General features: G+C 58.3%; 29 protein-coding genes and 3 pseudogenes. 13 read left to right on the top strand and 19 right to left on the bottom strand.

The genetic code is table 11. The features are described from left to right. Positions 1-710: 710 nt before the first annotated feature. Positions 711-953, bottom strand: a complete 243-nt coding sequence (locus tag EOA13_RS33065) for a hypothetical protein (protein ID WP_245490549.1) — start codon at positions 951-953, stop codon at positions 711-713. A gap of 153 nt (positions 954-1,106) precedes the next feature. Between EOA13_RS33065 and EOA13_RS33060 the strand changes: the two genes are divergently transcribed. Further along, a complete protein-coding gene (locus EOA13_RS33060; RefSeq protein ID WP_127297467.1) occupies positions 1,107-1,382 on the top strand; it encodes a hypothetical protein in 276 nt (91 codons plus the stop codon). A 230-nt stretch (positions 1,383-1,612) separates the two neighbouring features. Next, positions 1,613-2,413 carry a hypothetical protein gene (locus EOA13_RS33055; protein WP_127297466.1) on the top strand — a complete coding sequence of 267 codons (801 nt, stop codon included), beginning with the start codon at positions 1,613-1,615 and terminating at the stop codon, positions 2,411-2,413. 462 nt (positions 2,414-2,875) lie between these two features. On the opposite strand, the gene EOA13_RS33050 is transcribed toward EOA13_RS33055, so the two are convergent. The 6 genes from EOA13_RS33050 to EOA13_RS33030 form a co-directional block, all read right to left on the bottom strand. After that, positions 2,876-3,208 (bottom strand): addiction module antidote protein, encoded by a 333-nt coding sequence (locus EOA13_RS33050; RefSeq protein ID WP_127297465.1) that lies wholly within the window; start codon positions 3,206-3,208, stop codon positions 2,876-2,878. Positions 3,209-3,212: 4 nt separating this feature from the next. Further along, on the bottom strand, positions 3,213-3,509 hold the full coding sequence (locus EOA13_RS33045) for a type II toxin-antitoxin system RelE/ParE family toxin (protein ID WP_127297464.1): 297 nt from the start codon (positions 3,507-3,509) through the stop codon (positions 3,213-3,215). A 372-nt stretch (positions 3,510-3,881) separates the two neighbouring features. Beyond that, positions 3,882-4,190 (bottom strand): hypothetical protein, encoded by a 309-nt coding sequence (locus tag EOA13_RS33040; protein WP_127297463.1) that lies wholly within the window; start codon positions 4,188-4,190, stop codon positions 3,882-3,884. Positions 4,191-4,657: 467 nt separating this feature from the next. Continuing rightward, the gene (locus EOA13_RS39465) at positions 4,658-4,789 is read right to left on the bottom strand and encodes a hypothetical protein (protein ID WP_281040884.1); all 132 of its coding nucleotides are present in this window, start codon (positions 4,787-4,789) and stop codon (positions 4,658-4,660) included. Continuing rightward, positions 4,789-5,139: a zinc ribbon domain-containing protein gene (locus EOA13_RS33035; RefSeq protein ID WP_127297462.1), complete on the bottom strand. Its 351-nt coding sequence runs from the start codon at positions 5,137-5,139 to the stop codon at positions 4,789-4,791. The genes EOA13_RS39465 and EOA13_RS33035 overlap by 1 nt, the downstream gene beginning before the upstream one ends. Positions 5,140-5,165: 26 nt before the next feature. Continuing rightward, the gene (locus EOA13_RS33030) at positions 5,166-5,414 is read right to left on the bottom strand and encodes a helix-turn-helix domain-containing protein (protein WP_127297461.1); all 249 of its coding nucleotides are present in this window, start codon (positions 5,412-5,414) and stop codon (positions 5,166-5,168) included. Positions 5,415-5,532: 118 nt separating this feature from the next. Here EOA13_RS33030 and EOA13_RS33025 point away from each other — a divergent pair, with 118 nt between their 5' ends. From EOA13_RS33025 to EOA13_RS33010, 4 genes are all read left to right on the top strand, one after another. Beyond that, on the top strand, positions 5,533-5,961 hold the full coding sequence (locus EOA13_RS33025) for a hypothetical protein (protein WP_127297460.1): 429 nt from the start codon (positions 5,533-5,535) through the stop codon (positions 5,959-5,961). After that, on the top strand, positions 5,958-6,224 hold the full coding sequence (locus tag EOA13_RS33020) for a hypothetical protein (RefSeq protein ID WP_127297459.1): 267 nt from the start codon (positions 5,958-5,960) through the stop codon (positions 6,222-6,224). Before EOA13_RS33025 ends, EOA13_RS33020 begins: the two co-directional genes overlap by 4 nt. Then, entirely contained in the window at positions 6,221-6,514 is a 294-nt protein-coding gene (locus tag EOA13_RS33015; RefSeq protein ID WP_127297458.1) for a hypothetical protein, read from the top strand. Before EOA13_RS33020 ends, EOA13_RS33015 begins: the two co-directional genes overlap by 4 nt. Positions 6,515-6,924: 410 nt before the next feature. Beyond that, a complete protein-coding gene (locus EOA13_RS33010; protein ID WP_245490548.1) occupies positions 6,925-7,554 on the top strand; it encodes a hypothetical protein in 630 nt (209 codons plus the stop codon). A gap of 167 nt (positions 7,555-7,721) precedes the next feature. Here the strand turns inward: EOA13_RS33010 and EOA13_RS33005 are convergent. The 4 genes and pseudogenes from EOA13_RS33005 to EOA13_RS32990 form a co-directional block, all read right to left on the bottom strand. Further along, positions 7,722-8,102: pseudogene (locus EOA13_RS33005) on the bottom strand (low affinity iron permease family protein). Between the two features lie 741 nt (positions 8,103-8,843). Then, on the bottom strand, positions 8,844-9,245 hold the full coding sequence (locus EOA13_RS33000) for a response regulator (RefSeq protein WP_127297469.1): 402 nt from the start codon (positions 9,243-9,245) through the stop codon (positions 8,844-8,846). 4 nt (positions 9,246-9,249) lie between these two features. After that, positions 9,250-11,652: a PAS domain S-box protein gene (locus EOA13_RS32995; protein WP_127297457.1), complete on the bottom strand. Its 2,403-nt coding sequence runs from the start codon at positions 11,650-11,652 to the stop codon at positions 9,250-9,252. Between the two features lie 511 nt (positions 11,653-12,163). After that, on the bottom strand, positions 12,164-12,586 hold the full coding sequence (locus EOA13_RS32990; protein WP_164780486.1) for a chemotaxis protein CheB: 423 nt from the start codon (positions 12,584-12,586) through the stop codon (positions 12,164-12,166). A gap of 430 nt (positions 12,587-13,016) precedes the next feature. Here EOA13_RS32990 and EOA13_RS39630 point away from each other — a divergent pair, with 430 nt between their 5' ends. The 7 genes from EOA13_RS39630 to xth all read left to right on the top strand — a co-directional run bounded on the left by EOA13_RS39630 (position 13,017) and on the right by xth (position 19,245). Then, positions 13,017-13,250, top strand: a complete 234-nt coding sequence (locus EOA13_RS39630) for a hypothetical protein (protein WP_348629776.1) — start codon at positions 13,017-13,019, stop codon at positions 13,248-13,250. A gap of 780 nt (positions 13,251-14,030) precedes the next feature. Next, positions 14,031-14,351, top strand: coding sequence for a metalloregulator ArsR/SmtB family transcription factor (locus EOA13_RS32980; RefSeq protein WP_164780488.1), 321 nt, complete (start codon positions 14,031-14,033; stop codon positions 14,349-14,351). Beyond that, positions 14,344-14,829 (top strand): SRPBCC family protein, encoded by a 486-nt coding sequence (locus EOA13_RS32975; RefSeq protein WP_127297454.1) that lies wholly within the window; start codon positions 14,344-14,346, stop codon positions 14,827-14,829. Before EOA13_RS32980 ends, EOA13_RS32975 begins: the two co-directional genes overlap by 8 nt. Positions 14,830-14,903: 74 nt before the next feature. Then, positions 14,904-15,317 carry an MAPEG family protein gene (locus EOA13_RS32970; protein ID WP_127297453.1) on the top strand — a complete coding sequence of 138 codons (414 nt, stop codon included), beginning with the start codon at positions 14,904-14,906 and terminating at the stop codon, positions 15,315-15,317. Positions 15,318-16,778: 1,461 nt separating this feature from the next. Next, positions 16,779-17,531: a DUF4142 domain-containing protein gene (locus EOA13_RS32965; RefSeq protein ID WP_127297452.1), complete on the top strand. Its 753-nt coding sequence runs from the start codon at positions 16,779-16,781 to the stop codon at positions 17,529-17,531. Positions 17,532-17,561: 30 nt separating this feature from the next. Further along, a complete protein-coding gene (locus tag EOA13_RS32960; protein WP_127297451.1) occupies positions 17,562-18,167 on the top strand; it encodes a hypothetical protein in 606 nt (201 codons plus the stop codon). 280 nt (positions 18,168-18,447) lie between these two features. After that, positions 18,448-19,245 (top strand): exodeoxyribonuclease III, encoded by a 798-nt coding sequence (gene xth, locus EOA13_RS32955; protein WP_127297450.1) that lies wholly within the window; start codon positions 18,448-18,450, stop codon positions 19,243-19,245. A 79-nt stretch (positions 19,246-19,324) separates the two neighbouring features. Here the strand turns inward: xth and EOA13_RS39625 are convergent. From EOA13_RS39625 to EOA13_RS32920, 8 genes and pseudogenes are all read right to left on the bottom strand, one after another. Continuing rightward, a pseudogene (locus EOA13_RS39625) lies at positions 19,325-19,516 on the bottom strand (DNA ligase D); the annotation flags it as partial. Between the two features lie 114 nt (positions 19,517-19,630). Next, positions 19,631-19,789: a hypothetical protein gene (locus tag EOA13_RS38120; RefSeq protein ID WP_164780484.1), complete on the bottom strand. Its 159-nt coding sequence runs from the start codon at positions 19,787-19,789 to the stop codon at positions 19,631-19,633. A gap of 328 nt (positions 19,790-20,117) precedes the next feature. Beyond that, on the bottom strand, positions 20,118-21,890 hold the full coding sequence (locus EOA13_RS32950; protein ID WP_127297449.1) for an SLC13 family permease: 1,773 nt from the start codon (positions 21,888-21,890) through the stop codon (positions 20,118-20,120). A 184-nt stretch (positions 21,891-22,074) separates the two neighbouring features. After that, a pseudogene (locus tag EOA13_RS32945) lies at positions 22,075-22,401 on the bottom strand (PAS domain-containing protein); the annotation flags it as partial. 218 nt (positions 22,402-22,619) lie between these two features. Next, positions 22,620-22,799 carry a hypothetical protein gene (locus EOA13_RS32940; protein WP_127297448.1) on the bottom strand — a complete coding sequence of 60 codons (180 nt, stop codon included), beginning with the start codon at positions 22,797-22,799 and terminating at the stop codon, positions 22,620-22,622. Between the two features lie 435 nt (positions 22,800-23,234). Continuing rightward, on the bottom strand, positions 23,235-23,447 hold the full coding sequence (locus EOA13_RS32930) for a hypothetical protein (RefSeq protein ID WP_127297446.1): 213 nt from the start codon (positions 23,445-23,447) through the stop codon (positions 23,235-23,237). A gap of 622 nt (positions 23,448-24,069) precedes the next feature. After that, positions 24,070-24,738 (bottom strand): Crp/Fnr family transcriptional regulator, encoded by a 669-nt coding sequence (locus EOA13_RS32925; protein WP_245490550.1) that lies wholly within the window; start codon positions 24,736-24,738, stop codon positions 24,070-24,072. A 373-nt stretch (positions 24,739-25,111) separates the two neighbouring features. Next, a complete protein-coding gene (locus EOA13_RS32920; RefSeq protein WP_127297444.1) occupies positions 25,112-25,327 on the bottom strand; it encodes a hypothetical protein in 216 nt (71 codons plus the stop codon). Positions 25,328-25,712 lie beyond the last annotated feature (385 nt).

Genomic DNA, 25,712 nt, shown 5'->3' with positions numbered 1-25,712 from the left:
CTAGGCCAACAGCGAGGCCTAGGAACAGCTTGGCGGCAACATCCAGGGCAAAGGCGCGGACAGGACGCCACACGTCCTGGCGGGGCTCTCTGAGGGCGCTGGCGATGTCATCGAAGATCGCGTCCATGTTTGTTCCGTCAAAGTCTAACGATCAGCAAAGCGCACTGGAAAGCACGTTCGGTAACAGTTAATTCAACCATCGCTGGTATATTAGGGTGTGAGTAGCGGCTCCGACAGTTCGGCGGGCGCTAAGTGCCGGAGCCGCCTGCGCAGTCCGGTTGGGGTTTGACCGCGCCGTCCTATTATGGGACAGCGCGCTCAACGATTCGTTAAAATTGTCCGGAACTAATTAAGCTCGTGCTAATTGACTCGCGGTCTCGGGAGTCAGTGCATGCGTGAAGTTCATTCCTCCGATGGAGCCGATTTTGGCGGGACAAGCCTCCCGAGGGCATTGGACAGCGTCACGTACCGGCCGCCGTCTTCGTCTTCCGTCTTCCTAGAGATCGGCCATTCGTTGGGCGAGTGGGTTGTTCGCATCATAGGGAGGAACGGTGAAACGTATTCCCGAGCATTTGAAAATGAGGCAGATGCCGTCGCTTTCGCTGGCGATCAGTCATCTCGTCTAGGATTGGAAGCTCCCCCGAAGCGAGCAACTTGACGAAGTGCGAGCCCACCGTCGCGCGACCAAGCGAGCTTCCCTGTGTCGGTCTCTATTTGATACTAGGAGACGGCGGTTTCATCATCACGCGCAATTGCATCTGGTCGATCGTTGCGACGATGGCGGCGGCAATGGCTTCCGCCTCATTGATCAGTTCGGGACCATAGAGCCCGTTGACCATCTCTTCGCTCGGCAGAACGCCGGGCGGACAGTGTTCCTCGATTGTGCGCCGGATGAGCGTCAACGCTGCTCGGCATTCGTCGGCTTCGATCTTCATAACCAACGAAACATGCATTTAAGCTAAAATGTTCCGGAACCGATTCAGGCTCGCGGCAGGGACGCGCCTGGACGCGGGACGCTTCGGCGTGACAGCGGCCACATCGGGAACGCGCTACGCTGGTACCCTTAAAATTACCGCGCTATACTGCGTTCGGAATGGAGGGTGGCGATGCGACTGACAGATCGTGAGAAGACGGATCTATTCGATTTTCTGAACGAACATATCCGGCGGTCGTCCTTCAGGACCAGAGCGGATTTGGCAGGTGCAGCCAGCGGAAACTTGTTCGGGCTTCTGGAGATCACGAATCGAAGTCTCGCGAAAAAGCTCGACGGCCGAAAGGGCCTGGTAGCGGCCGCCCGCAGATTGGGATTCCCGATCAATGCCGGTAAAGGTGGCAGTCGCTCCGGTTCGGTCATTTGGGAGTTCATCGATCTGCCCGACTGAGGCATTCAGCGGAAGCGCTGCACCTAAGCTAAAGCGCTGCGCTTGCGCAGTCATATCAGCTAAGTCTAACATGTTCTGGCCATTGAGGCGCTTGGCTGAATAGCCATTGCCAGCGAGATCAAGACGAGGAATATAATCAGCATATTATACTTTGCGTAGTGCTATAGATGCGCTCTGACCGGGATGGGGCTTTCGCGCCCGGCAAGCTGGCGAGCTTGTGGGACCTTCTCATGAACAAAATAAATGCAGGCGAGTTGACCCTGACAATGGCCAGCTTCGCCTGCTTTTTGCAGGCTCTGAAAGACGGTCGCCGTATGGATGATCCCGTTGGTATTCAGCCGGCGAATTATGAAATCCTAAAGGCACAGGCTCAATTCCTAGCGGAAACGTCATCAACATTGGGAATGAACGGCCAGGCGGCCGCAGCAAGAGACATCCTTGCATTTCTTGATTTGGTGCCGATTGAGGATGGAAACCGGGTGTTTGGCCAAATGCAATTCGGGCACCTAATAAACCCGATGGAGGCATTGCTGACTGGCATCAACTATGAATTGAAAGGTCGCTCCTGCTTATTCCTATCGGCAGCCGATACCACATTGTACCAATCAAACGATGCGCTTTTTGGTGAAGATGTCGCCAGAAGATTTCAGTCAACCAACGACGACATTGAGGAGGCGGGTAAGTGTCTCGCCCTTGGTCGATCCACCGCAGCGGTCTTCCATCTAATGCGTGTCTTGGAGAGTGCAGTTCAAACCATAGCGGACAAGATAGGTGCGGCTATCGTTGACGCTCATGGGAAAGGGCTGGCGTGGGGTGTCATTGCCGACAATATGAAAGCAAAGATTGACGCCATGACGAGAGGAAGCGACGCGCAGATAAAGTGGTATCGCGTCCAGCATGACCTAGTCGTGGTCAACCGCGCATGGCGAGTGCCGACCAATCATCCGAAAGAGAGTTACACCGCCGAGCAGGCGCGAGAGGTTTTTGACGCCACCAAAGCTTTTATGAAGGAACTTGCGGCTTTGGTTTAGACGGGATGATGGCTTTCACGACGCGATCAAAAGCCTCGCCGCAACGCGTCTTACATGAGGTGCTTTTGAAAGCCGTGCGGGAAGTGACCGGGAAGGAAGTCGCGTTTTATCCAGTGGAACACCACGGGACCGGTGCGGCCAACACCGGCCAAGCCGGCTTGACGGAACATTAGCTGTTTCTAAAAGTTGAATTCCTGCTCCGGATGTTGTCACCTGGCAATTCGGCGAAGGCTGGTGGGTTCAGCCGGCCCGCGTCATCGGTCCCCTCCATGGCGCGGGCTTTTCATCGACCGAGGGAAATGATGACCGACCAACCGGCCACAACCTACATCGTCAGCGTGTTCGACAAGCCGAATTGGCGCACCGTGTTGACTCACCAAGGACAAGGGCGATGGGAGTTTCGGTTCAAAATGAACCAAAACTCAGCACTCGCGGGAGATCACGCCGAAAGCCGAAAAGGGCCTAAGCGCTGAGGCGAACCTCGCTATGATTCTCGCAATCCTCCGTATCGTCCGCTTTAGAAACGGAGAGGTGGAGTTTTAGCGCCTGCATAACCTTCATAATTGTAGCGAACTCTGGGTTGCCGTCAGCGCTGAGTGCCTTGTAAAGACTCTCGCGGGAGACGCCGGCCATCTTCGCTATTTGGGTCATGCCGCGTGCGCGCGCTACGTCACCGAGCGCTGCGGTGACTAGCGCGGGGTTACCCTCTTCAAAGGCGGCATTAATGTAAGCGAAGATCATTTCCTCGCTGTCGAGGTGCTCTGATGCGTCCCAGCTTTTGGTTTTAAGGGCCATTAGATCACTCCTTCAATTTCTTCGCCAAAGCCTTGGCCTTGGCGATGTCTTCCTTCTGCGAACTCTTGTCACCGCCACCAAGCAGAATGATGACGGTGCTACCACGTTTTACAAAATATACCCGGTAGCCAGGGCCATAGTGTATTCGAAGCTCGCTCACTCCTTCGCCAACTGGACCGACATCACCCATTGTGCCGAGCGAAACGTTCTTCAGTCGTGCGAGAATCCTCGCACGTGCTTGCATGTCTCGGAGTGCTTGGAACCAGTCGGAGTAGTGGTCGATCTCTCGGACTTCGATCATGCACACGTATCCTACGGGCTACAACTTTACAAGGGGTGAATTGTTCCCAGCCGATTTGCCTAGGAAGGACAAGGCCGGGCTAACCCCATGGCGCCAGGCTGCCCGTGCCAGCCATAAGGGCGGCGATACGCGGCGAGACTAGAGTGGGATGACCTTAATGCCATCCAAGCGGCTTGCCGCCGCGAGTATGCTTAGGATGGTACTCGCCGGTGACGCCACATGAATCGCAGCGGAGCGTTACCTTGTCGGGGATGTCTGCCCATGTGGTGGCTGGGCCCGGCCTTTCCCACTGATATTCAACCGCCTTCCCGCAGTCCGGGTTGAGACAGTCGAGTGAGATCTTGGAGAGGTGCTGAATTCGTGTGCCGCCGGTCATTGCTGAGGCTCCGCCGATCTTCGGTGATATCGGCAAAGCACTACATATTGAGGCTTTCCAGCGACTTGGCTCATTATGGCTGTGTCGGGCAGCGTTAGAATCTGGGAGCCGAAATCACAGTACGTTTGCACTATGTCGGGCACATTATCCGCATCGATCATTCCGCCGATCTTGACGATATCACCTTCCTGACAGTTACCGGCGCCAGCAAGCATTGTTCCAACTGCCTTGCACGACCGCTCTTCTGCCATCGCGCTGGCGCCAAATATTATCAGCGCGCCTGCTGCCAAAGAAATACGAAGCATGCCTACCTCCCAAGTCGTTCCCCGGACAGATACTTGCGCAGGTGTTGCCCACAAAGCAAGCCGTCTCCCCGAGGGGAGTGCTTGATGACTTTCAGAGAATGAGAAAAATCTAACGCTTGGAGCCAGGTGCGCCGCCAGAGACAAAGCGAACGCTGCCAGGGCCGACAAGATACATTGGTTTACCTGGCGATCGAGGCTTTGAGCTCGATCGTTTCACTCGCGCCCGAACTGCTACGGCTTGCTGAAGGCGAGCTTTGTAAGTGAATTTTCTGTTTCCGGAGGTTGCTTCAATCAGAGAATTCAGATCAGCAATAAGCAGATCAAGCTTCTTCAGAAACCCCGTTTTCCGGGATTGGGCGCCCCGTGATTTTTTCTTCGTCACCGGCCTCGATCGTTTGGCCGACTTGAATGATTTCCCCAGAAATCCCATACCTTTTCTCCCCTCTCACGCGCCGGATCTCCGGCTTTCAGGTCTTCCGCAGCCTCCCCCAAGCACCGCCGCCATTCTCGGGGATGAACTCGACGCGGGCCGGACGGAAGCGCCAGATCGCGCTGGCGAGCATTAGGGCGCCGATCGCGGCGATGTACATCGGAACCATCAAAACTCATGCCGACAGAACCGGCAGATGCGAGCATCTACCTTCACCATTTCAGCGCAGTCGGGGCACAGCTTTTCTAGGATTGGGCCAAAGGTCGTCCTGGCGGGCTCGACTGGATCTTTGGTCAAATAAACTGTTGTTGGTCGGGTCCCACCGAGCGCGATCACCAGAAGTCCAGCGAGCAACGGCGAGATCACCAGTGCAAGGATGAACCAGCCCACACCGCTTCGGTTTCGCTTGGCCGCCGCCACGCCGACGATGGCGGAAAAGCCGAGCCAGAATAGAAGGAACTCCATCCACGATATCCCCCCAATATCCCGGCAAAACTCTGAACCAATCAGCCGGTTCACGCAAGTCTCCCCGATTGCGCGAATCGTCAGCCGGAATCAACCTTACGCATCCTCACACCGGGACCGCCTTCGATCATCTCCCCGTCGCCGACGAAGACGACGCCCATTGCCTCCAACGCGGTGCGAATCGCTCCGACATTGTTGGCGATTGGCGTCCTTCGGCCTTTCTCGAAGTCCCTGACTGTCGAGAGGCTGACAGACGCGGCGGCAGCAAGCTCGCCTTGCGACCATGAGACAAGGCCACGAGCGGCGCGGGATTGAGCGGGATCAAGCATGCGGGCCACCTTATCAATGAATTGCGCCAACATCAATGAAATGCGTTGACATCAGGTTAATGTCAACGCACCTTGCCCTAGCGGCAATCAAGCCGCGAGCCCAAGGGGGGCAATTTCCATGTTGAAGAATATCGCCGCTTTGGCGGAGGGCGAAGCTTTGCCTGCTGCCAACTTTAGCCGCCGCCTGGCCCTGTTGGGCGGGCTGTTGGCCGCTGCGCTTGCTGCAACGCCGAGGGCGCATGCCGGCGTAAACAAGGGCCAGGCTGATCCTCTTGCCGATGCGATCGCCGAATACCGCGCCGGGATGGCGGACTTCGCGGCAATCCCGAGCGAGCTAATCGATATGGAAAACGAGGAAAAGTTCGTGATGGCAACCTATGGGCCTGCCTTCGAACGGCTATGGAGTGATTGCCCGCCGGCAACAAGTCTTCGAGGCGTGGCAGAGGCGATCCGCTTTACGATCGAGTCGCAGTCGATTTGCTGCTCGAGCTCGGAGAACACGCTACAGGCGGCGCTGGCCTTCCTGGAACAGGAGCTCGGTTCATGAACGCGCACATGCTAGGCGATGCCACCAAGGAAAAGACCACGTTCCGCGACCTGGAGACGCTGATCTGTGACGCCGACAACATGCTCGATGTGCTTGCCGATATGTTGGAGAACTGCTTTGCGAAGGCTCCGCCCGAAGGGAGCAATTACGTTGTCACCGATCCAGAAGGCACCCGCCTGCTTTTTGTCGCATACGAGGCGGTGAAGATGTCGATGAAGGTGAGGAAAACCTATTTCGAAGCGCTAGAAGGCGCCGCGTCATGACCGACGCCATCCCGATGGTTGAGCCGGCCATTGTTCCGGACACCTTTATAACAGGCGCCACCCCTCTCCAATTCATGGGCGACAATCTGAGGCTGACACTATTTGTTGCGCAGCGTTCGATCTTCGACGGCGGGCAGGAACACCTCGTTGTATCTAGGCTGGTCGGAAGCAGGGCTGACATGCTGCAACTTGCCGCTGCCATCGTTCGGGGCTGCGCGGAAGCAACGCCGAACGACACGACCACCAGCATGGTTGTTGGATTTCACGAGGCACCGAAGGGGCGACACTGAGATGGGCAAACTGAGAGTGTCCGAACTCCTGCGCATCTTGGCAGAAATGTCGGCGGAGCAAAAAGCGGCGGCGATCGCCGACCTCAAGCGCGCGCTGCCCAACATATAATTGGCGATGTAAATATCTGAAATAATTCGCTTTTTAGCCCGCTGCCGTCACTGGTGGCGGGCTTTTCTATATCACAAGCATTACAACATTGGCTACAACATGAGGCTTAGAACCGCACCTTTGTAAGGTTGTCCGTCCAGTCCATCATGGGGGCTATGGCCACTCTATGATCTTGATTTTCCATCATTTTTTCTTTAACATCAAATCGTTAGAACCTGCCGAGTGCACACGAATTTACGCCAGAATACGACCCTTTTCGCCACGTTTCGATCTCTCAGTGCACACGGAGCGCACACGAAAAATGGCCACCTACACTAAACTCTCATCCAGTTCCTGGCGTGTCCAAGTCCGTCGCAAAGGTCGTTACGTCAGCGAGACCTTCCTGCGCCGAGACGACGCACGGCGCTGGGCAACCGAAACCGAGCACCAAGTCGATCGCGGTGAGACGCCGACCAAGTCCCGTATAGCGCGCCTGAAAACTTTCGGCGAACTCATCGATCTTCATATCGACGACATGTGCGATGTAGGCAAGTCCCCTCGCCGCTCCAAGGCAGCAGCCCTCGATTTGCTCCGAAGACCTCTGGGGAAGTGCAACATCGCAGCCCTTGATCGCGAACGGCTCATTCGTTTTGGTCGCGACCGGGCCAACCAAGGCGCCGGACCGATGACACTCGGCATCGACATCGGCTTTATAAAACTCATTCTGGCTCATGCCGCTGCGGTGCACGGCCTGCCCGTCAAGGTCGAACCAGTTGATTTCGCGCGTATTGCCCTAAAGAGGCTTGGCCTCGTTGGTAAGGGCAATCAGCGCGACAGGAGGCCAACCCAGGATGAACTCGACATGCTCATCGCCCCACTTCGATGCAAATCCTCGTCAAATAGCGCCGGTTGGTCAAATAATACGTTTCGCCGTGGCAACCGCGATGCGTAGCTATGGCAGATGGCCCGCTTTCGCCGACGGCGTATTGTGCGGAATTAGGCTTATAGCCCCTCAATCCAAAACCGAGGCGCCTGGCGGTAGCAATCAACATCGATTTTCCTCGCTGCCCTCAAACTCGTCTGCGTCCGTATTTGGCTACGCGGTAATGAGTCTACGTCCTAGGTTTGGCCCTCGACAGCGTTGGTGGTCTTCTTCAGTTTAGCCGCCGCACAACAGGCCCGGAACTCTTCCACCTCGGCTTCCGTCAGATGTTCGATGCCGATGAAGTCGTTGTTCCCCTTCCCCGACAGGATCAACTCGTCAAGCTTGGTCTGGATCGCTGCGTGATCGCGGTTCTGGGTGTTTTTGAATGAGGAAGACCATCAGGAAAGTGACGATCGTCGTTCCGGTGTTGATGATCGGTTGCCAGGTCTCGGAACAGTTGAAAACTGGACCGGTCGCCGCCCACGCCACGACCGAAATGACGCATAGCGCAAAGACCCATGGTCGGCCTGCGGCGTGCGCCACGCCGTTAGCGGTCTATTAAATGCATGTTCCATCATAGCCTGCGTTTTCCAGTTCCTGGCGACTTGTGAATGCACTCGTGCTAATTTGATGCGCGCTGGGGATAGAGCTGCGATACCTGGCGTTTTGATCGCCGGCCGGCCGCGTCGCCATAGCTGGCTTGGCGGCCAAGGTCGGCGCTCATTTCGCTGAAGAATGGGTTCGATTTTCGGCAAACGCCGTCAGGGTCGCCCGTTTGTTGTCAAGGCGCAACACGGGACGGGGCGGTAGAAAGAACCAAAGGTAGGCACCGAGGGCAGCAATCACGGCCCAGCAAGACCCAGGTCAGCAGCGGGTCTGCGTCATGACTGCGCGCCGCCGGGTTGGCTAGCGGATTCGATTCACGCTGTTCTTCGGCCGTCATCGTGCCGGCGTTTCTGCATCTTCGCCAGTAATTCGTTCTCGTCGGTCCTACCCGCTCGAAATAGCTGAAGCAGGACCATGGCCTCGACTTCGGCAGATGAAGGGTCCAGCCTGCTTTCAGCACAAAATTGGTCAAATACGCGCTGGAGCAAAGCGAGGTCAGTGGGATAGAGGGCCGTGTCGTAAAAAAGTCTGCCCGGCCATTTGCTGCGCCTCCTCGTTCAGGGCGAGAGTGGTAGGCGCTCCCAAGCAGCGGCGTGCCTGATCCCTAGCCGATGCCGTTGCAATTAGAACGCCGCCGCCGACCGCTCGTCAACTAAGAACCGCACGCCCCGCTTTGCCAAGTTGCTCTATCGACCCAAGCGGTTGGTGCGCTATACCAGGGCGGCCCTGAGCGCTCGTTCGAGGTCGCCTTGTTCGAAGGGCTTCCCGAGGACGGGAACGTTGCGGAAGCTCTGCGGAATACCCCCAGCGCCGTAGCCAGTAGCGAATATGAACGGGATTGATCTTTCAGTGAGGGCATCAGCGACGGGGTAGGTGTCGGCACCATCGAGGTTCACGTCCAGGATCACGGCGTCAAACTCCAATGTAGCAACTTTGTCCATCGCATCTTCAACGCGTGAGGCCATACCTGCAAGGGCGCAGCCCAGGTCAGCAAGGACGTCTTCAATGAGCATTGCCACCAGCGACTCGTCCTCGACAACAAGGACGCGCAGTCCCTTCAGCGCCGGAACCTCGCGGCCCGGATCTTGCCCATTGCCCGCCGATTGCCCCATGCCATTACCCTTCCGCTCTCCCACGAGCACGTTCAAGCGGAGCCTTGATTGTGCATATGACACCCGCCGGGTCGAAGTCGATCCGCACCTCGCCGCCAAGATCCTGCTTGAGGCCACGCTCGATCAATCTGGAGCCAAATCCCTGCCGAGAGGGTGGTTTGACCGAAGGGCCATCCATTTCGCTCCAGCGAATGCTCAACTCCCGAGTACCGTTCAAACCCGCCACGGTCCACTCGATCCTGACCTTGCCTGCCTCATTCGACAGGCCTCCATACTTGACCGCATTGGTGCAGAGCTCGTGCAATCCCATGGCCAGCGCGAGCGCGAATTTCGGCGACACCCACACGTTAGGCCCATCGCCTTCGAATCGGTCGCGCAGCTGGCCGCGATAGGGCGCGATCGCTTTCCCGATAATCTGGTGCAGGAACGCGCCTTCCCAATTTTCTTGCGTAAGCATGTCGTGGGCCTTCGACAACGCGATCAGCCGCGCCTCGATCAGCTTTTGCGCCTGCATTTTATCTGGGCTGTTGCGAAGCGTCTGCATCGCCATCGACTGGACCGTCACCAAGGTGTTTTTGACACGGTGGTTCAATTCGTTCAGCAACAGCTTCTGATGATCCTCGCGACGCTTGCGCTCCGTTATATCGAGTGCCGTGCCGATGACGCGGATACAGGTCCCGCCGGCGTTGAACACGCCGCGCCCCTTGGCTGCCACCCAGCGCGTCACGCCATCCTCCTTGCCGATGGTGCGATACTCAACATCGTAAAGCGCCCGCTTTGCGGGATCGAGCGCTGCGGCAAACGCCGCACTGGTACGTTCGCGGTCTTCCAGGTGCAGGCCCGCATAAAAGTCCGCCATGGACACGGCGGCCTCACCGGAAATGCCGAACATGGCCTTGACCCGGGCCGGCCAGAAGAGCCTGTCGTTGACGGGATCCACATCCCAAAGTCCGACATCGGCGGCTTCGGTGGCCAGGCGCAGTTGTTCCTCGCTATCGCGCAGGCGCTCCTCGGCGCTAGCGCGCTCCAGGAGATCCGCAGCCTGGCGCGCAAGCAGGTCAAGCAGCCGCAATTCGCTGTCGGCCGGTCTGTGCGGCCTGTTCCAGTGGGTGGAAATCATCCCGAGCAGCTGTCCCCTGCGGGACAGCAAGGGCGTCGTTTGTACCGCGTGGATGCCGGTCTGTAGATACGTCTCCAGGTCCTCGGTGCCGGCCATGAAGTCCGATCGGGAAACATCCTCCACGATCACCCGCTTTCTGGTGCGCAGGGCAACACCGCACGTGCTTTCAGATTCAATTCGCACCCATTCCCAAAACTTTGCTGCCTGGGCGTTGAAGCCACGAAAGGCCAGCAGGCGAAGTTCGCCTCCACTGCCCCGGTCCGGATAGAACATCTGCATGCTGGCATATTCGGAGCGCATGATCATTGCCGCCGCATCGACGAGTTTTTGATAGAGCGCGTGGACATCCTGTTCGTGGATCAGCTCGGCGCCGATTTCCTGCAATTTCCGGGTCGCTTCCAATTCGGCCGCGAGGTTGGCATCCGACAGCGCTAGTTCCTGTTGCAGCCTTTCCGTCCGCTTGCGATCGGTGATATCGACGAGCACATTGACCGCGCCGGTGAGCCTGCCTGAAGCATCGAACAAGGGGGTCGGGTAAGGCAGGAACGGCACCCGTGTCCGGTCCGGCCGTTCCGCAACCGCCTCCATGCCGCTGTTGGGTCGCTGCTCTTTCAGGGCCAACGCCATCGGACATTGATCGTGGGGCAACGGGGTGCCATCGGGCCAATAGAGCTTCCAGGTCACGCACCATTCATCGCTGCCAAGCGTAGGCTCGCGGCCGGCGAGCTTGGCCGCGGCCTCGTTGTAATAGGTGATCCGGCCAACCGCGTCCGTGGTATAGACGGCGGTCGGCATGGCTTCCAGAATCCCGCGTACGCGTTCCTCGCCTTCCATGGTCTTCGCTCTCGCCTGGTGCAACTCCGTCGTGTCGTGGAAGCAGTTGATTGCGCCAAGCACCCTGCCCATCGTGTCCTTCACCGGTTCGATGTGGACCGTCGCCCAGATTTGCGAGCCATCGGGACGTTCGACCATCCCTTCCGCCCCCTGGATGGCCTCCCCCGTGCGTAACGCGACCGCCATCGGCGTTTCAGCGCGATTGATTTCCTGGCCGCCGAAATAGAGTTTGTATGAGCCGCAGAAAAGCTCGGTGTCGTCGCCGATGCGCGGAGCGCGGCCCCACAGATCGACGGCACGCTTGTTGAACCACAGGACACGCCCTGAAGCATCGCAGGCATAGGCGGCGACCGGGAGCAATTCGACGAAGTCCGGTGGAATGTCGAGCATGGCCTGAAGGCGATGTGAGCCGGACTGGATCTCGCCGATGGCGTGAGAGCTTGACTGGGTCATTTTGGCGCTCCCTGGTGGGATCCCGGGACTTGCCCGTCCGGTTCCCTCAGCCAGTGCAACGAAAACATGTTACGACTGGGCGAACAGTCTCACTGGATTCCTGCTAAGTTCTTCCTGATTAGCACCGACTGCGACAAATGCGATATGAAACGCATGGCCGAACGGCAGCCGGACCGGCGCCCTGGAATTAGGTGGTTCGCCTTCCCATCGAGTGGTATATCGGGCACCGAACACTGCGTAGGTCGTTTCATGCCCAGAACCAAACGCACATTGGATCTCGCACCCGACACGCCCCTCAACCACGCGCTTGAGGCATCGTTCCATAGATATCAACCCTACCACCGATCAATCCCCCTATCCGAGATCCTGGGCAGGATCCGAACGCATCTTGCCGCCTGCGCTCTTTCGGACGGTGAACTCGAAGCAATCGTGACAAGCTACGCAACGGTACACGGGTTCAACACGCACTACGGCGGGTAGCGTCGGTCGCTGCAAGCCGCCCGAAATGCGTTTAGCAAACGCCTACGGCCTCGGCGATCGCAGCGGCAATCTGCAAAGGTGAGCCGATGACGTCAACCGACCGGTCAAACTCGATGTCGTTTTCGGGCATGCCGCGCCATGGCGCATTAACTGGCGTCACCACCATCCTGAGGCCGCCAGAGTTCCCGATCATCGCCAGGCCCCGCGACCCGTCGTCCGCCGCGCCCGCAAGAACCACGCCGATCCCCCGGGCTTCTCCGTACTTGGCGACCGAAGCAAATAGCAAATCGATGGTGCGATTGCCGTATACGCGGTTGGGATCGTCGACCAGCTCGCCCGACTGCCCGGTCGCCAAAGTAAGATGCTGCGAAGGTGCGCCGATGTAGACAGTACCGGGTGCAAACCGCTCGTTTGCACTTGCAATGCAAATGACCTGGGGGCAGGCCTGCGCCAACACCGCCCTCAAATTGCTTGGCATCGTCCACGGCGGTGCAGGACGATGAGCACCACGGCGTTGAGCGAGGCCGGAAGTCCGCCAAGAAGGAATTGGATGTCGGAGAGGCCTTGCGAGCCTGAAGCACCGACCGCAACAACCCATGGCGGCCTTTCAAAATTCATGCCCCCAACATAGCACCATTCTCGCGGATGCATAGGCTGGCAAGGTCGGCGACGGTTTCGATTTTTCAATGGAACCAAACGCACCTTAGCGCGTATAGGCCTCCAAGTAGGTTTGGGAAGTTCTATGGATCGAAGTGTGTACTGGTCGTCGAAGACGAGGCGCTAATCTTGCTCGACGTCGAAGCTTCTCTCATGGAGCTGGATTCCAGGTAGTTGGCGCCAACAACGGCGCGCAAGCTTTGGCGGCTTTTGACGCCGAGCCGACCTTGTTCAAGGCCGTGATTACCGACATCAAGCTGGGCGACGGGCCTGCGGGGTGGGACATCGGACGCCACGTCCGCCAAGCAATACCAGCCATGCCCGTGGTCTATATGAGTGGTGACAGTGCTGGGGATTGGCGGGTCCAAGGCGTGCCGGAAAGCGTTATGATCTCAAAACCATTTGTGCCCGCGCAAATCATCACGGCGCTGATCCAGTTACTCAATCAACCTAGAGCCTGATTAACGGACGTGCTCTTAGATCGCCGCGTTCCTGGCAAACCGTCAGAACGAAGAATTCACAGTAGCAGAAATCAGGCTGATCAAGCAGACTCTCTGGATTCGCGGCCATTTCCTGTATCTATAAATCCGGAATTAAGGGTACGCAGCGCCAACATATGACAGCCGCATGATAGGCAAGCCCAGTGATCATGTTGCCGCGTTGAATGCTCGACCGTTGATGACGGCCCCAGCTTGGGGTGCAGTGCTGCCAAGAGCAGCGAAGGGATGGCACACTAGCGTAAAACCTCAATTTGCTCGCTTCAGCCAATGGCGGATATGAATGGGAACCAGTAGTGCCAGCGCGCCAAACGACCTATTTGCGATTCGTTCGCACGTTCGCGCACGAACAGGTTGCCTATATCGAGCGAGAACGGTGATGATCGCTCCCGAAAAGTTCCTTTCTGCGCTGGCAAACTGCCGCCTCACAACGCAGGTCAATCACGCTTGGTGCGTCCGATGACGAGCATTGCTGCCGCTCGCAGGAGTCAACTGATGGTCACGGCGAACATTGGCGGATGATTGTTCCGACCCAATCGGCGCGGATCAATGACCGGGCCGATTGGATCGAGCTCGCTATCGTCGGTGCAGACTAGATGAATTTCCATCCCTGGCTGAAGACGTGAGCGCGCGACCTGCTGAACTGGTTTTCCTCTAACCGTAGGGGTCGGACCGAGGCTGAAGTTTTGCAGCGTCGACCACTTCAGGTTGACAGGTTGGGGTCATCGATTTAAATTCGCGTTAGTGGTGACTAACGCGAACTACTGGACAGCGCTCGGAGATCCAACGAGGCGCACGATCTTCGAACTGTTGGTCGAACAGCCTTGTTCGGTCAGCGGACTTGCTCGTGCGCTGCCTGTAACCCGGCCGGCGGTCTCTCAGCACTTGAAGGTACTCAAGGATGCCGGGCTTGTGGCCGACACGCGCTTTGGCAAGGAACGCATATACCGTATCGATCAGGACGGCCTGGCAAGGCTGCGCGCGGAAATCGACCAGTTCTGGAGCAAGACCCTGGCGGGCTACAAATTAGCCGTCGAGCATCCAAAAGGGGACCAGCATGAGTAAGAAACCTGCACTCGCGCCCGTAAAGCACTCCGTCGTTGTTGAGGCACCTATCGCGCGTGCCTTCAGAGTCTTCACCGAGGATTTCGGCAGGTTCAAACCTCGCGAGCACAATCTTCTCGCAGTGGCGATCGCAGAGACGATCTTCGAACCTCAGGTCGGTGGTCACGTTTACGACCGCGGGGTAGATGGCAGCGAGTGCCGCTGGGCTCTTGTGTTGACTTACGATCCGCCCAACCGGCTGGTTCTGAGCTGGGACATCAGCCCTCGGTGGCAGATCGAGACCGACCCGAACAAAACGAGCGAATGGGAAGTCCGGTTCACCGCCGAGACCGAGAATAGAACCCGGGTTGAGATCGAGCACCGGAAATTCGAACGCCATGGCGAAGGCTGGGAGGGCGTACGCGGTGGGGTTGATGGCTATCAGGGCTGGCCACTTTATCTGCAGCGGTTCCACGACCTTTTCCCTCCTCGGGCCTGACCCGTTCTGCGGTTCAAGGGGCGTGACTCGCAAATACCGTTTGGTTCACTGCGATTCCACGGAGCGGAGACAACATGGAAGTCTATTCGTTAAGCATCCTCGGCTTACTCGCGCTCTGTCTGCTATCGGTAGTGTTGGCAGTCTACTCGGGTTCGTCCAAGGGATTTGCAGGAGCGCTTTCAGGACCGGTAATCCCGGCAGACGACGACAACCCACTCTACAGGATCGACCGTATCCACATGAACTCGGTCGAGGCACTGGCGCCCTTTGTCGTGCCTGCGGTGCTAGCGATGATGGTTGGTGTTGGAGCGGCCACTTTGGCGGCGCTTGTGTGGGTCCACCTGGCGATACGCTTGCTCCATCTTGGAATCTATCTGCGTGGCGGAAACGCTGCCAAGGGAGGCAGTGTCAGGACGATCCTGTACGTCTCTGGAGCGCTGGTCACGCTTGCCCTCATCCTTGTGACTGGATGGGCAGCACTCAATTGACGCTTTGGCGCCACCTCTCGGAGAGGCAATGTCGCCTGCGTTGGCGGCATCGGCCAGGATTTCGTGATTTTCAAGGATATGGCTACCACGGCCAAGGGCAGCTGCTGCGGTTGACGACGTAGCGCCTTCGGTCAGTTCCGGTGCCGATTCTAGAGGTTCGGATCGTGCTTGCCGAGGTCAGTCTTCGCGTCCGGCTCGGTCATCGTGAAAGGTAGCTCCTCGCTCTGTCCGCCCGCATCCAAATGCAGCTTTGCCGTGAAGGCGTGCGGCTCGGCCGGCGCTGTCTGGCTTTCGAGCCAGTGATGATCGCCATCGACCGGGATAAGCGGCAGCGCTTCGATCGCGCCCCCGGAACGCTCGATGGAACGCGTGCATGCAGCCCTTCGGCGTGCCGGGAAATCCTCAGGCGCATGCGTTCGCCCTGAGGCGTGGCGACAATTTGCAGAAAGCCGTCGCCAGTCTGCCTTCCACGTGAAACGGCTGTGGCGCGTGATGAGACAACCGCCCTGATGCGCGTCCTACGCTTCGCGTGAAGCGGAACCACCGTTCAGTTCTCGGCATTTTCACTTCCAACATTTCGTATGAAGGATAAAAACACGGATCTCCAAAAGGCCTGAAGAGCCTGCTATATGAACCCTTCAGCTCGTTGCTAAGCGCAGCCTCCTCGCACCAGCTTTCGCAACAACATGACCAGGCCTGGAATCGCGCAAAATCTTAAGGCTGAGGCTCTTAGCTCTTGGCATGCGGCAGAAGCGCAAAAAGCAACCATCTGGGAATGGCGTCGTAAGGGGGCGCCATTACTGGCTCCGGTCCTGCCGTGGCTCTAAGTCTATCGTCCCCGTCATAGTGCACCTTGTCTCGATCCCCGTCGTTCGTTTTGACAGGGGTTGTGGCAGCAGCCTCCCGTGTGTCCCGAGCCTTACCCTTGCGGGCCCCTGGCCCGGCATGTCGCGTGATGATTTCGGCGTCCATGATAGTTCTCCCTTCGGATTTGTTTGTCGGGACGAAACACGTCGACGAATGTTAAGATCCCCTCTTCCGCGGCGAGGCACGCGCGCCGGATATTGCGCAAATACGCGATCCGCGAGAGCCGAATTCGGTCACCCCGCGGCAGTGACGCCCAGCGGCGGGTGTTCAGCGCTTGGCTTCGGCCACTTTCGGTGACTTCGCCGGCCAAGCGTTAAACATCGCTGGTACATGCCACCGGGCAGAGCTTCTTCTGAATGGCTGGCGTGTCTGTCAGCACCAAGAACACCGGCACGCGGACAGAAAGTCCGGTGGGGTAGCCCGGCCAGACCAAAGGTACCGGTGGGGTAGCCCGGCCAGACCAAAGGTAATAGTGCACCAGGTCGGCGGACGTCTGAATTTTAGTCGGTTGGATAATCGCTCATGCAGCGGAACAAAGCCGATTGACGCTTGTTAGCTCGACAGCACATCCGTGCCCAACGAGGACAAGCCCCTATGAAAACTCACCTTATTCTGGCTTCCCTGGCCACCGCCACAGCCATGACGTTCACCCTGCCCGCTTTCGCCGCCGACAGCGCGCAAGGCTTCGTCGACAAGGCTGCGGCCGGTGGGATGTTCGAGGTTGATTCCAGCAAGATCGCCGAGGGCACGGCTCAAGACCAGGCGGTCAAGGATTTCGCGCAGAAGATGATCGACGACCATGGTGCAGCCAACGCCAAGCTTGAGACCATCGCCGGCGAACAGAAGCTGACGTTGCCGAAGGAACTGGACGCCAAGCGCAAGGCTGATCTCGACACCTTGAAGACCGCTAAGGGCGCCGTCGACAAGCCTTATGTCCAGATGCAACGCGATGCGCATTCGGAAGCGGTCACGCTGTTTGAGAGCTATGCAAAAGACGGCGACAATGCGCAGTTGAAGACATTCGCCGCTGAGACGCTGTCGACGCTCAAAATGCACAAGGACATGATCGAGAAGATCGCCACCACGGGCGACGCAGCGTCCACCACGAGCTCTACGACGCCAGCCGTAGCCACGACCGGCGCCACAAACCCCGCCGCCCCGGTTCCCGGCGCCAACAGCTTCACCGAGGAGCAGGCCAAGACCCGCCTCCAGGACGCCGGTTTCACCGATGTGTCCGCGTTGACTAAGGACGACAAGGGTATCTGGCGCGGCCAGGCAACCAAGGACGGCAAGAACACGACGGTGGCGCTCGACTATCAGGGCAACGTCGTTGCCGGCGCCAACTGACCAACCGAACCCAGATCGAGGAGATTTACCATGAAGACCGTAACCGGACTTTTCGACGATTACGATGATGCCTCCGATGCCGTAGGCGAACTGGAAGCCAGCGGTGTTCCGCATGGCGACATCAGCATCGTCGCCAACAATTCAGATGGTCGGTACGACGATGGCTACCGCTCTGACGCTGCCGAGGATGCAGCCGGCGGTGCCGGTCTCGGCGCGGTGATCGGGGGCGCCGGCGGTCTCCTGACAGGGCTTGGCCTCATGGCCATCCCGGGTGTCGGCCCCGTGGTGGCCGCAGGCTGGCTGGCTGCTACGGCAGCCGGTGCTGTGGGCGGCGCAGTCGTGGGCGGTGCGGCCGGTGGGATCGTCGGCGCGCTCACCGATTCCGGCGTGCCGGAAAGGGATGCCCATGTGTATGCCGAAGGCGTCCGTCGTGGCGGCGCTCTGGTGACGGCCAAAGTCAGCGACGGGCTTGTCGACCAAGCGGAGCGCATTCTCGGGCAGACTAACTCGGTCAATTTGGAACAGCGCCGCAGCGCATATGAAGCCGACGGCTGGAGCCGCTTCGATGCCGATGCCGAACCTTACGGCGACATAAAGGCCGAGCGCGACAGAATTCGCAACGCCAGCCCGCTCTGAGGATCAAGGCCCCGCCGCCAAAAAAAAGCGGCGGGGCGTTCGTCCCATTCCCTTATCCAGGAAGCGTTGAATCGATCGCAACCAGCGCGGGTCGCGAGGATCGAACTCGGTAGGCTGGATGACCCGCCGTCTTCAATGTGCGCGCCGGCCCAGCGGCGGGAGCAAATTGGCGAGGCCGCAAAGTTCTACAAGGCGACTGACAACTTCCCGTGCAACGTGGAGGGATCAACTGCTGAGCCATTCACGTTGATACCGTGAAGAGTTTTGGAGAGAGATCCTGATGACCCGTATCGCAACATTCAACGTCAACGGTGTGAACGGTCGCCTGCCCGTGATCATCAAGTGGCTGGGTCAGACCGACTATGACATCGTGTGCCTTCAGGAATTGAAGACCTCGGATGAGAAATTCCCCGCGGAAGCCATCAGGAACGCCGGTTACTGCGCAATCTGGCACGGGCAAAAGTCCTACAACGGCGTAGCCATACTCGCTCGTGGAAAAGAGCCGCTGGAGCGCCGACGTGGGCTCCCGGGCGATCCCGACGATACGCACAGCCGATATCTCGAGGCTGAGGTGGATGGGATCGTCGTCGGCTGCCTTTACCTGCCTAACGGCAATCCCGCTCCTGGCCCGAAATTCGATTATAAGCTGCGCTGGTTCGACCGCCTGATCAGCTACGGCCAGCTGATGCTCAGGGAAGGTATCCCCAGCATTCTCTGCGGCGACTACAATGTCGTGCCCACCCCGATCGATGCCGTGGTGCCGCGACGTTGGCTAGGCGATGCAGTCTACTTTCCGGAGAGCCGGCAAGCCTATGCCCAGATGCTTGATGGCGGCTGGATCGATGCTGTCCGACATATCCATCCGGAGAAAGGCGTCTATACGTATTGGAACTTCGCCTATCAGGGCGGCTATGATCGAAGTTCCGGCCTGCGGATGGATCATCTTCTGGTCAGCCCATCACTTACGAACAGATTGTGCGACGCCGGCGTCGACGCTGACGTGCGAGGTTGGGAAAAGCCGAGTGATCATGCGCCAGCCTGGATAGAACTCGACCGGTCCGGCAATTACACGACGTGATCGGTTGTTCGGGATGGCTACGCGTCTTTGCTATTTGCCACTGAAAATCCCGGCGAGATTTTCGTTTCCGGCGATGCGCTCACCCTGCTTTTCTGACGGCTGTCCTGAACGGACGGTCGATGGTGAAGACACCTGGACGGATGGCTCCCTCAACCTGGCTCCAGGTCATCGGATGGGCGATTCGACAACCGGGCCGGGCCCGCGGCGAGAAGGCGCCGACCGGAGCGTTGCCGAGCCCATTGGGGAGATAATCAATGAAGATGCGGCCTGTTCGGGCTGACGGCGCGGGCGGACAGCAGGTGGCGTCGCTTCAGCGAGCTGATTGGCGATCGACTTGGCCAAGAGGCGGCCGCTGTCCTGCGTGATCTTCGCCTCCAGCGGGGCATCAGGTGAATGCCCTTGCCCAGCTCTCCAGCCCTTCCGCTTCCAGGATGTCGCAGAGCGCCAGTGTGGCCTCGACGAGGTCCCGCTCGACGCCCTCGCCTAGGCCAAGGCCCAGAACGATGCGGCAGTCCCAGCAGCCGGCAAGGTCTGCACCCCGCACGCGAACACCTTCGCCACTCTTCGCGCTTCTGCAGCTGCAACTGATGCACCCCCGCCGGAATCTTCGGCAGTGCGCCTCTGTGGTAGAAAGTCGCGCCATGAGGTGGCGGACCAGCTTCAGCGGACGGCGGCCGAGATGGACCAGGGCGGCAGTGATGGCGTCCTTGTAAGGGACATGGATCACGCCTTCGGTACGACCGAGCAAGCGGACAACTCACAAAGTATGCCCCCCGTTTTCTGAACTGCAGCCCGAGCCTGCGCGGCGGTGACCTCAATCACGAATGTAGCGTCATGTGGGATTTCCGAGGAGGGCATCCGAATATCGGATGTCAGTTCATTGGCCAAACGATCATAAGCATCGGCACCGCAACAATGACTACGAGGAAAGATAGGGGCAGTCCCAGACGCGGATAGTCGCTGAAGCGGTAGCCACCCGGACCCATGACGAGCGTGTTGCACTGGTGTCCGATCGGGGTGAGAAAGTCACAGCCGGCGCCGATGGCGACAGCCATCAGAAACGGTTCCGGCCTGTAGCCCAGATCACTAGCGAATTCGGCGGCGATAGGCGCCATGACAAGGACGGTGGCGGCATTGTTGAGGAATGGCGTAACGGCCATGGCGGCGACAAGGATGAGCATCAGTGCGCCGGGCGCCGGAAGAATGGTCCCCAGTTTGGCAAGCTCGCCGGCAATTACTCCCGTCGCGCCTGTGCTGCGTAGCGAATCGCTCACTGGAATGAGAACGGCGAGCATGACGAGGATAGGACCATCGAGCGATTGGTAGATTTCGCGGAGCGGAATGACCTTGAAAAGCACAATCGCGACCGCGGCCGCGAAGAAAGCGACGGAGACTGGCAGCAACCCAAACGCCGTCGCCACCATGGCGAGAGCAAGGACTACTACCGGCACGATACCCTTGCGGACGCTACCAAGAAGGATAGCCCTTTCTGCCAGCGGTAGGCAGCCGAGTTCACGAAGTATCTCGGGCATCGTCGCCGCACTGCCCCGCAAGACGACAACGTCGCCGAGCCTCAGCTCGACTTCGGCCAGCCTGCGGTCGAGGCGCTCCCCGCGACGGCTGACAGCCAGGAGGTTGACATTGAAGCGATCGTAAAGGGCAAGGCGCTGGGCGGTCCAGCCGATCAAAGAGGAGCTTTCACCGATTACGGCTTCGATAGCGACCATTTCGTTGGTGGTGTCGTCACCACCGACCCTATCCCCGGTCACACTGAGCCTGCCCTGGGAGACAAGGCGATCCAGCGCTTCTGGGTCGCCCTCGAGCAAGAGGATGTCATTCACCTTGAGGACCGCGTCGGGCAGTGGCGTCATCCGCATCGTGCGATTGCGCAGGATCGACGTCACGATTGCATCGCCGCCGGCGAGCTTCATGAGGTCTGCGACGGTTTTCCCGAGCACTGTGGAATCGCTGACAATTCGAGCCTCTGCAAGGTAATTCTTGATGTCGAGGGCTTCATTCAGTGACCCGCCAAGCTTTTCGCGCACCGGCAACAACCAATAGAAAAACAGCAGGAAGATCGTTCCGGCAGCGGCTATGGCAGCTCCAACAGGTGTGAAGTCGAACATTGTGAAGGCGGTTCCGGTCAGCTCCTCTCGCACTCGGGACACAACGATGTTGGGAGATGTTCCCACCTGCGTCATGAGACCGCCGAGCAGTGACCCGAACGCCATAGGCATCAGGAATATCGAGGGTGAAATGTTAGACCGGCGCGCGAACTGGAAGGCGATCGGAATCATGATAGCGAGCGCCCCGATATTCTTTACAAAGGCAGAAAGGATCGTGACCACGATCACCAGCAGCGCCAGTTGCGACCGAACTCCCGATAATTTCGGAGCAAAGCGCTTGATGGCGGCCTCCATAATACCCGAGCGTGCTATCCCTGCGCTCACCAGCAGAGCACTGCCGACAATAACCACGATATCGTCGCTGAACCCGGTGAAGGCTTCGTCAAAAGGCACAATGCCAACCGCGAGAGCAAGCAACAGTGCCGCAGCCGCGACCAGATCATATCGATAGCGACCCCACACGAATGCTGCCATCATCACAAAGGTTACGGCAAATGACAAAATTTGCGGCGTAGTCATGTCTTTGAATGCCCCAGCCGCCAATGCGACTGATCAGAACGGCCAAACCGCCCCTTTTGTTGCTTCGCTGATTGCGGCTTTGCCAGCACGATCCTGAATGCCATCGGGCGGATGGCCGCTGACCCACGGCTTCCAGCGCAGTCGCCTGCGATCGTCAGCTTTCAGGCAATGGCAAAACTGACCTGTGCTTGATGGATCCGTCCCGTGCTCTCAAACGGGCGGGATATCTCGTGATCTTCTCGTCACGGGTGAGCCGGCTTACAATGTCGTTGATCAAGTCCCGTTCGAGGTAGAAGTCGGCGACGTGGCGACCGACATAGTCCTCGGCAGGATAGCCAAAGAGATCGAGCTCCGCCTTGTTGGCATGGAAGATGAGGCCATCAGCGCTGATCAAATCGAGAGCAACCGCGCCGTTTTCGAAAAAATCCTGGTAATCGAAATCGAGGCTGTCATTGCCCGACGAACCGGGGTTGTTGAAGGCGACAACATTCGCCCGTGACACTCCATGCATCCCAGACCCAGCTTTTTGTAATTCAACCAATTCCAATGGGGCATGGAGCAATTGGTTCCCGTCGCTTGGCATCTCCACCTCAACCGCATGGGACCTTGTTCCCGAAGGATACGTAGCTCGACTCCTGCTTGATCTAAAAACGTGCGGTCATGCACACATGGGCAGGCCGGGCAGCAGAAGATGACCGGATAACTTTGCTCTGAGCACCTATCTTCGGCCTAACGCAGGCGTTGCCGGAGCAGCTGCCGCGCCTCACGAAGCAGGGAATTGCGGTCGGTGCCGATCAGGCGAATGAGCTCGCGCACCTGACCCTCGGTGATGCCGGTCTCTCTGACAATTGACCGCACTACTGCTTCATTCTCTTTCTCGCTTTGACGGTCGTCGTTGTCGTCGCCCATGGTGAATTACGCCTTCTCCATAGCCCCAACCTCTCAGTCTGGTAACTTGTTCCTCGACAGCACGGTAAACCTTATTGTGCGCGTTGGAGCGGCAGGCAGAAGGAGCGGCTCAATTGTTTCCGCTTTCAGGACCCTGGCCTCGCGCAGCAACGATGACCAGTCAATTCCCACCACATTGAGCAGGACCGAATGGGAACAGTGTGCATCCCCGAGCGCTTCACGTCAAAGCAATGGAACAATTATGGCTAGGTTTGGTTCATCTCCGCCGTGCGGCTATAGCCGCCAGAAATGCACGGGCCGCTGCATCGCATGCCACGCGCGAAGGGCCGTTGGAAACCAGGATGATTTTTGCGGCCTTGATCGTCAAACCATGTTTAGCAGCGAACTCGGAGGCTTCGTATGCCGGATCGTCTGGGTCAACGTTTCCCCCCAACCTTACTTCGGCCACGAGACCTCCAGATCTCGTATGTTCTGGCGGGTTTGTTGCAGCGAGTGGTGCATGCGAGCCAGCAATTCATCGGCGGCCGCAGTCGGGCTGCCTTCGTGGGCGAGCAAACCCGCAATGATGTCCTGCTTGGAAACGATACTTTCGGTGTGACCAAGTTGGCCCATCAAATACGCGAATCTGATCTCTAACTGTGCAGACATCGGCTTTGTCCCTGGTGGGGTGAAAGCCTGATGATCGCTCCCAAACGCCTCATCCCTGTTTGTTCTTGCTTTTGAGGCGACTTCGACAGTCTGCGCTTGTTAGGCGTCTATAGCAATCGTTCGTTCGGTTACGTTTTGACGTGAGCGTGTTGGCTGCCAGCCGATCTCCGCTGCGCGACTATCCCGTCGGGGGAGTGATGCGCGAACTGCCTCGGAACATCTATGCTGACGTGGTTCTAGCCATGGTCATCTACTTGATGACCATGGCTAGATGACATCGGTTTCGCTCGCTGATGCGATTGCGGAAGTTCACAGGGTCGTCAGTACCAAACTCGCCAATGACGACATTGAGGTGCTTGTTGTCAAAATGGCCTCATCGCGCGCCTTGGAGGTGATACCGGGAACCTAACGATCGGGGGCAAGCTTAAGTCTAAAAACCCAGGGCCGGCATGAGGGCGCCGAACCCGATGATGAACGGGAGAATTCCTCGGCGATAGGCGGGACCTTCGGCAATGACTATAGCATGAAAGCTCACCATACGCCGCCCGATCTCGGCCCATGATGCGAACCGGCTCATTGAAAGATGCGCCCTGCCCGGGAGATTTGATGGTCCACGTCAGTGTCAGTGAAGCTGCCCGATCAAGCGCGCGTACTCGGCTTCGGGCTTTCCGTATGAGCCGGCCGCGGTCTCGATGAGACCGGCCCGGTCGCGGATGATGACCTTCCCACGCGTTGAGCGGATCAAACCCTGGCCCTCCAGTGTCTGGAGCGCGATCGTCACGCCCGGACGTCTCGTCCCGAGCATCACCGACAAGAATTCATGCGTTATTGCCAGACGCTCGCGTTCGACGCGGTCAGCACACATCAGCAGCCATCTGGCCAGTCGCCCGACGATGTTCAGTCGGGCATTGATCAGCCCGGTGTAGCTGGCCTGCAGGTGAAAATAATGGACGTACCGGAGGAGGAAAGGCCGCAAGGTCGGGCTCTTTGCAAGCGCTGCGGCGAACGGGCCAGCATCGATGCTCAGAGCATCGGCGTCCACTTGAACGTAGCAGTCATGCATGGATTGATCGTCCCCCATGATGAGGGCCGATCCGGTCATCCCTTCAAAGCCGATGATGCCCACCTCGGCTTCGATCGCCGAACTCAGTTCGGCCACCACCGACCCAACCCCGCTCTCGAAGAAATATACCGCCTGGATCTTTGCCCCCGCTGTCTCAAGCTGGGTTCTCAGCGGGAGGGACACGCTCTGCAGATGAGGCCGCAGCAGTGCCAGGTCTGCTGGGTACATCCTCAGCAAGAGCTCATTCCTGTGAACAGGCTCTTGGATGATGATTGGTTGGGCAGAAATGCCCGATTGTCGATTGGAGCTAGTCATAGCCACCTGCCTGGTTGGGGCGGAAGCACGATGATCGCTCACAGCCGGCGGTGCCCTGAAAACTGACCGCCGATCAACGCACGGTACGCTTATCTCAGCGCATGTCGAATCTTCTCGTTTACCTTCATCGAAACCTCGTGCGCTTTTTCGACGATCTGCAGCAAATCTCTTACCGATTCCGCCATGAAGGAGCGATTACGACGGCATTCCTCCCGAAGAGTCTTGCCTTCCTCTGAAAGGACCATGTGAGCGTGCACAAGCTCATCGATGCGTCGCTGACCCGGGTTCATCGTCCCTTGCCACGCAACACCTCGTAGAAAGCAGCCTCGTCAAAAACCTCGCCGGTGTGTCGGAAGAGCGACATTGCTCGCGCGCTCAATTCCGCCGCGTCCGGGCTACCTTCACGCAGCACATTTTCTCGGCAAATCCGGTCATACACCCTCCGCAATGCGGCGAGTTCTTCTGGATACGCGATGCGAGTTGAGAGTGGGAGTTCGGTCATGGCTTCCTCCTCATGGAGCGGAAGCGCGATGGTCACTCACAGCCGGGGAGGCCCTGAAAACTTCCGCTAACAGACATGGTAGAACCGAATCTATGAGAGTCGAGCCGGGTCCTGGTTTTGGTTATGAACGTACAATCGGACAAACAGTGCTGATCTTTGTCTGCTATAGCAAATGTCCCGAGCACTGAACGACCTTGCGCAAATGAACGAAAACCCCGCCACTTGAGGTCCCACCATCCGCCGAGACTCGGCGGCATCTAGAGCGGGATGAAATGAGACTGAATCGGCTTGGGATTCCCTTAGGCGTGCAAATCTGATTCAACCTTCATGCTGGGCAAGGAGGTCAGCATGGATGGGCAAGCCTTATTCGATGGATCTTCGCGAA

Origin of the sequence: Mesorhizobium sp. M7A.F.Ca.US.011.01.1.1 (assembly GCF_003998295.1) — a bacterium.
Taxonomy (GTDB): domain Bacteria; phylum Pseudomonadota; class Alphaproteobacteria; order Rhizobiales; family Rhizobiaceae; genus Mesorhizobium.
The sequence above is the reverse complement of the archived record's forward strand: the minus strand, read 5'-3'. Positions and strand labels throughout refer to the sequence as shown.

Coding starts and splice junctions, on each gene's coding strand:
- EOA13_RS33065 (WP_245490549.1), bottom strand. CDS start 953: ATGCATGTTTCGTTGGTTATGAAGATCGAAGCCGACGAATGCCGAGCA.
- EOA13_RS33060 (WP_127297467.1), top strand. CDS start 1,107: ATGCGACTGACAGATCGTGAGAAGACGGATCTATTCGATTTTCTGAAC.
- EOA13_RS33055 (WP_127297466.1), top strand. CDS start 1,613: ATGAACAAAATAAATGCAGGCGAGTTGACCCTGACAATGGCCAGCTTC.
- EOA13_RS33050 (WP_127297465.1), bottom strand. CDS start 3,208: ATGGCCCTTAAAACCAAAAGCTGGGACGCATCAGAGCACCTCGACAGC.
- EOA13_RS33045 (WP_127297464.1), bottom strand. CDS start 3,509: ATGATCGAAGTCCGAGAGATCGACCACTACTCCGACTGGTTCCAAGCA.
- EOA13_RS33040 (WP_127297463.1), bottom strand. CDS start 4,190: ATGCTTCGTATTTCTTTGGCAGCAGGCGCGCTGATAATATTTGGCGCC.
- EOA13_RS39465 (WP_281040884.1), bottom strand. CDS start 4,789: ATGGTTCCGATGTACATCGCCGCGATCGGCGCCCTAATGCTCGCCAGC.
- EOA13_RS33030 (WP_127297461.1), bottom strand. CDS start 5,414: ATGCTTGATCCCGCTCAATCCCGCGCCGCTCGTGGCCTTGTCTCATGG.
- EOA13_RS33025 (WP_127297460.1), top strand. CDS start 5,533: ATGTTGAAGAATATCGCCGCTTTGGCGGAGGGCGAAGCTTTGCCTGCT.
- EOA13_RS33020 (WP_127297459.1), top strand. CDS start 5,958: ATGAACGCGCACATGCTAGGCGATGCCACCAAGGAAAAGACCACGTTC.
- EOA13_RS33015 (WP_127297458.1), top strand. CDS start 6,221: ATGACCGACGCCATCCCGATGGTTGAGCCGGCCATTGTTCCGGACACC.
- EOA13_RS33010 (WP_245490548.1), top strand. CDS start 6,925: ATGGCCACCTACACTAAACTCTCATCCAGTTCCTGGCGTGTCCAAGTC.
- EOA13_RS33000 (WP_127297469.1), bottom strand. CDS start 9,245: ATGGGGCAATCGGCGGGCAATGGGCAAGATCCGGGCCGCGAGGTTCCG.
- EOA13_RS32995 (WP_127297457.1), bottom strand. CDS start 11,652: ATGACCCAGTCAAGCTCTCACGCCATCGGCGAGATCCAGTCCGGCTCA.
- EOA13_RS32975 (WP_127297454.1), top strand. CDS start 14,344: ATGAGTAAGAAACCTGCACTCGCGCCCGTAAAGCACTCCGTCGTTGTT.
- EOA13_RS32970 (WP_127297453.1), top strand. CDS start 14,904: ATGGAAGTCTATTCGTTAAGCATCCTCGGCTTACTCGCGCTCTGTCTG.
- EOA13_RS32965 (WP_127297452.1), top strand. CDS start 16,779: ATGAAAACTCACCTTATTCTGGCTTCCCTGGCCACCGCCACAGCCATG.
- EOA13_RS32960 (WP_127297451.1), top strand. CDS start 17,562: ATGAAGACCGTAACCGGACTTTTCGACGATTACGATGATGCCTCCGAT.
- xth (WP_127297450.1), top strand. CDS start 18,448: ATGACCCGTATCGCAACATTCAACGTCAACGGTGTGAACGGTCGCCTG.
- EOA13_RS32950 (WP_127297449.1), bottom strand. CDS start 21,890: ATGACTACGCCGCAAATTTTGTCATTTGCCGTAACCTTTGTGATGATG.
- EOA13_RS32940 (WP_127297448.1), bottom strand. CDS start 22,799: ATGGGCGACGACAACGACGACCGTCAAAGCGAGAAAGAGAATGAAGCA.
- EOA13_RS32930 (WP_127297446.1), bottom strand. CDS start 23,447: ATGTCTGCACAGTTAGAGATCAGATTCGCGTATTTGATGGGCCAACTT.
- EOA13_RS32925 (WP_245490550.1), bottom strand. CDS start 24,738: ATGTACCCAGCAGACCTGGCACTGCTGCGGCCTCATCTGCAGAGCGTG.
- EOA13_RS32920 (WP_127297444.1), bottom strand. CDS start 25,327: ATGACCGAACTCCCACTCTCAACTCGCATCGCGTATCCAGAAGAACTC.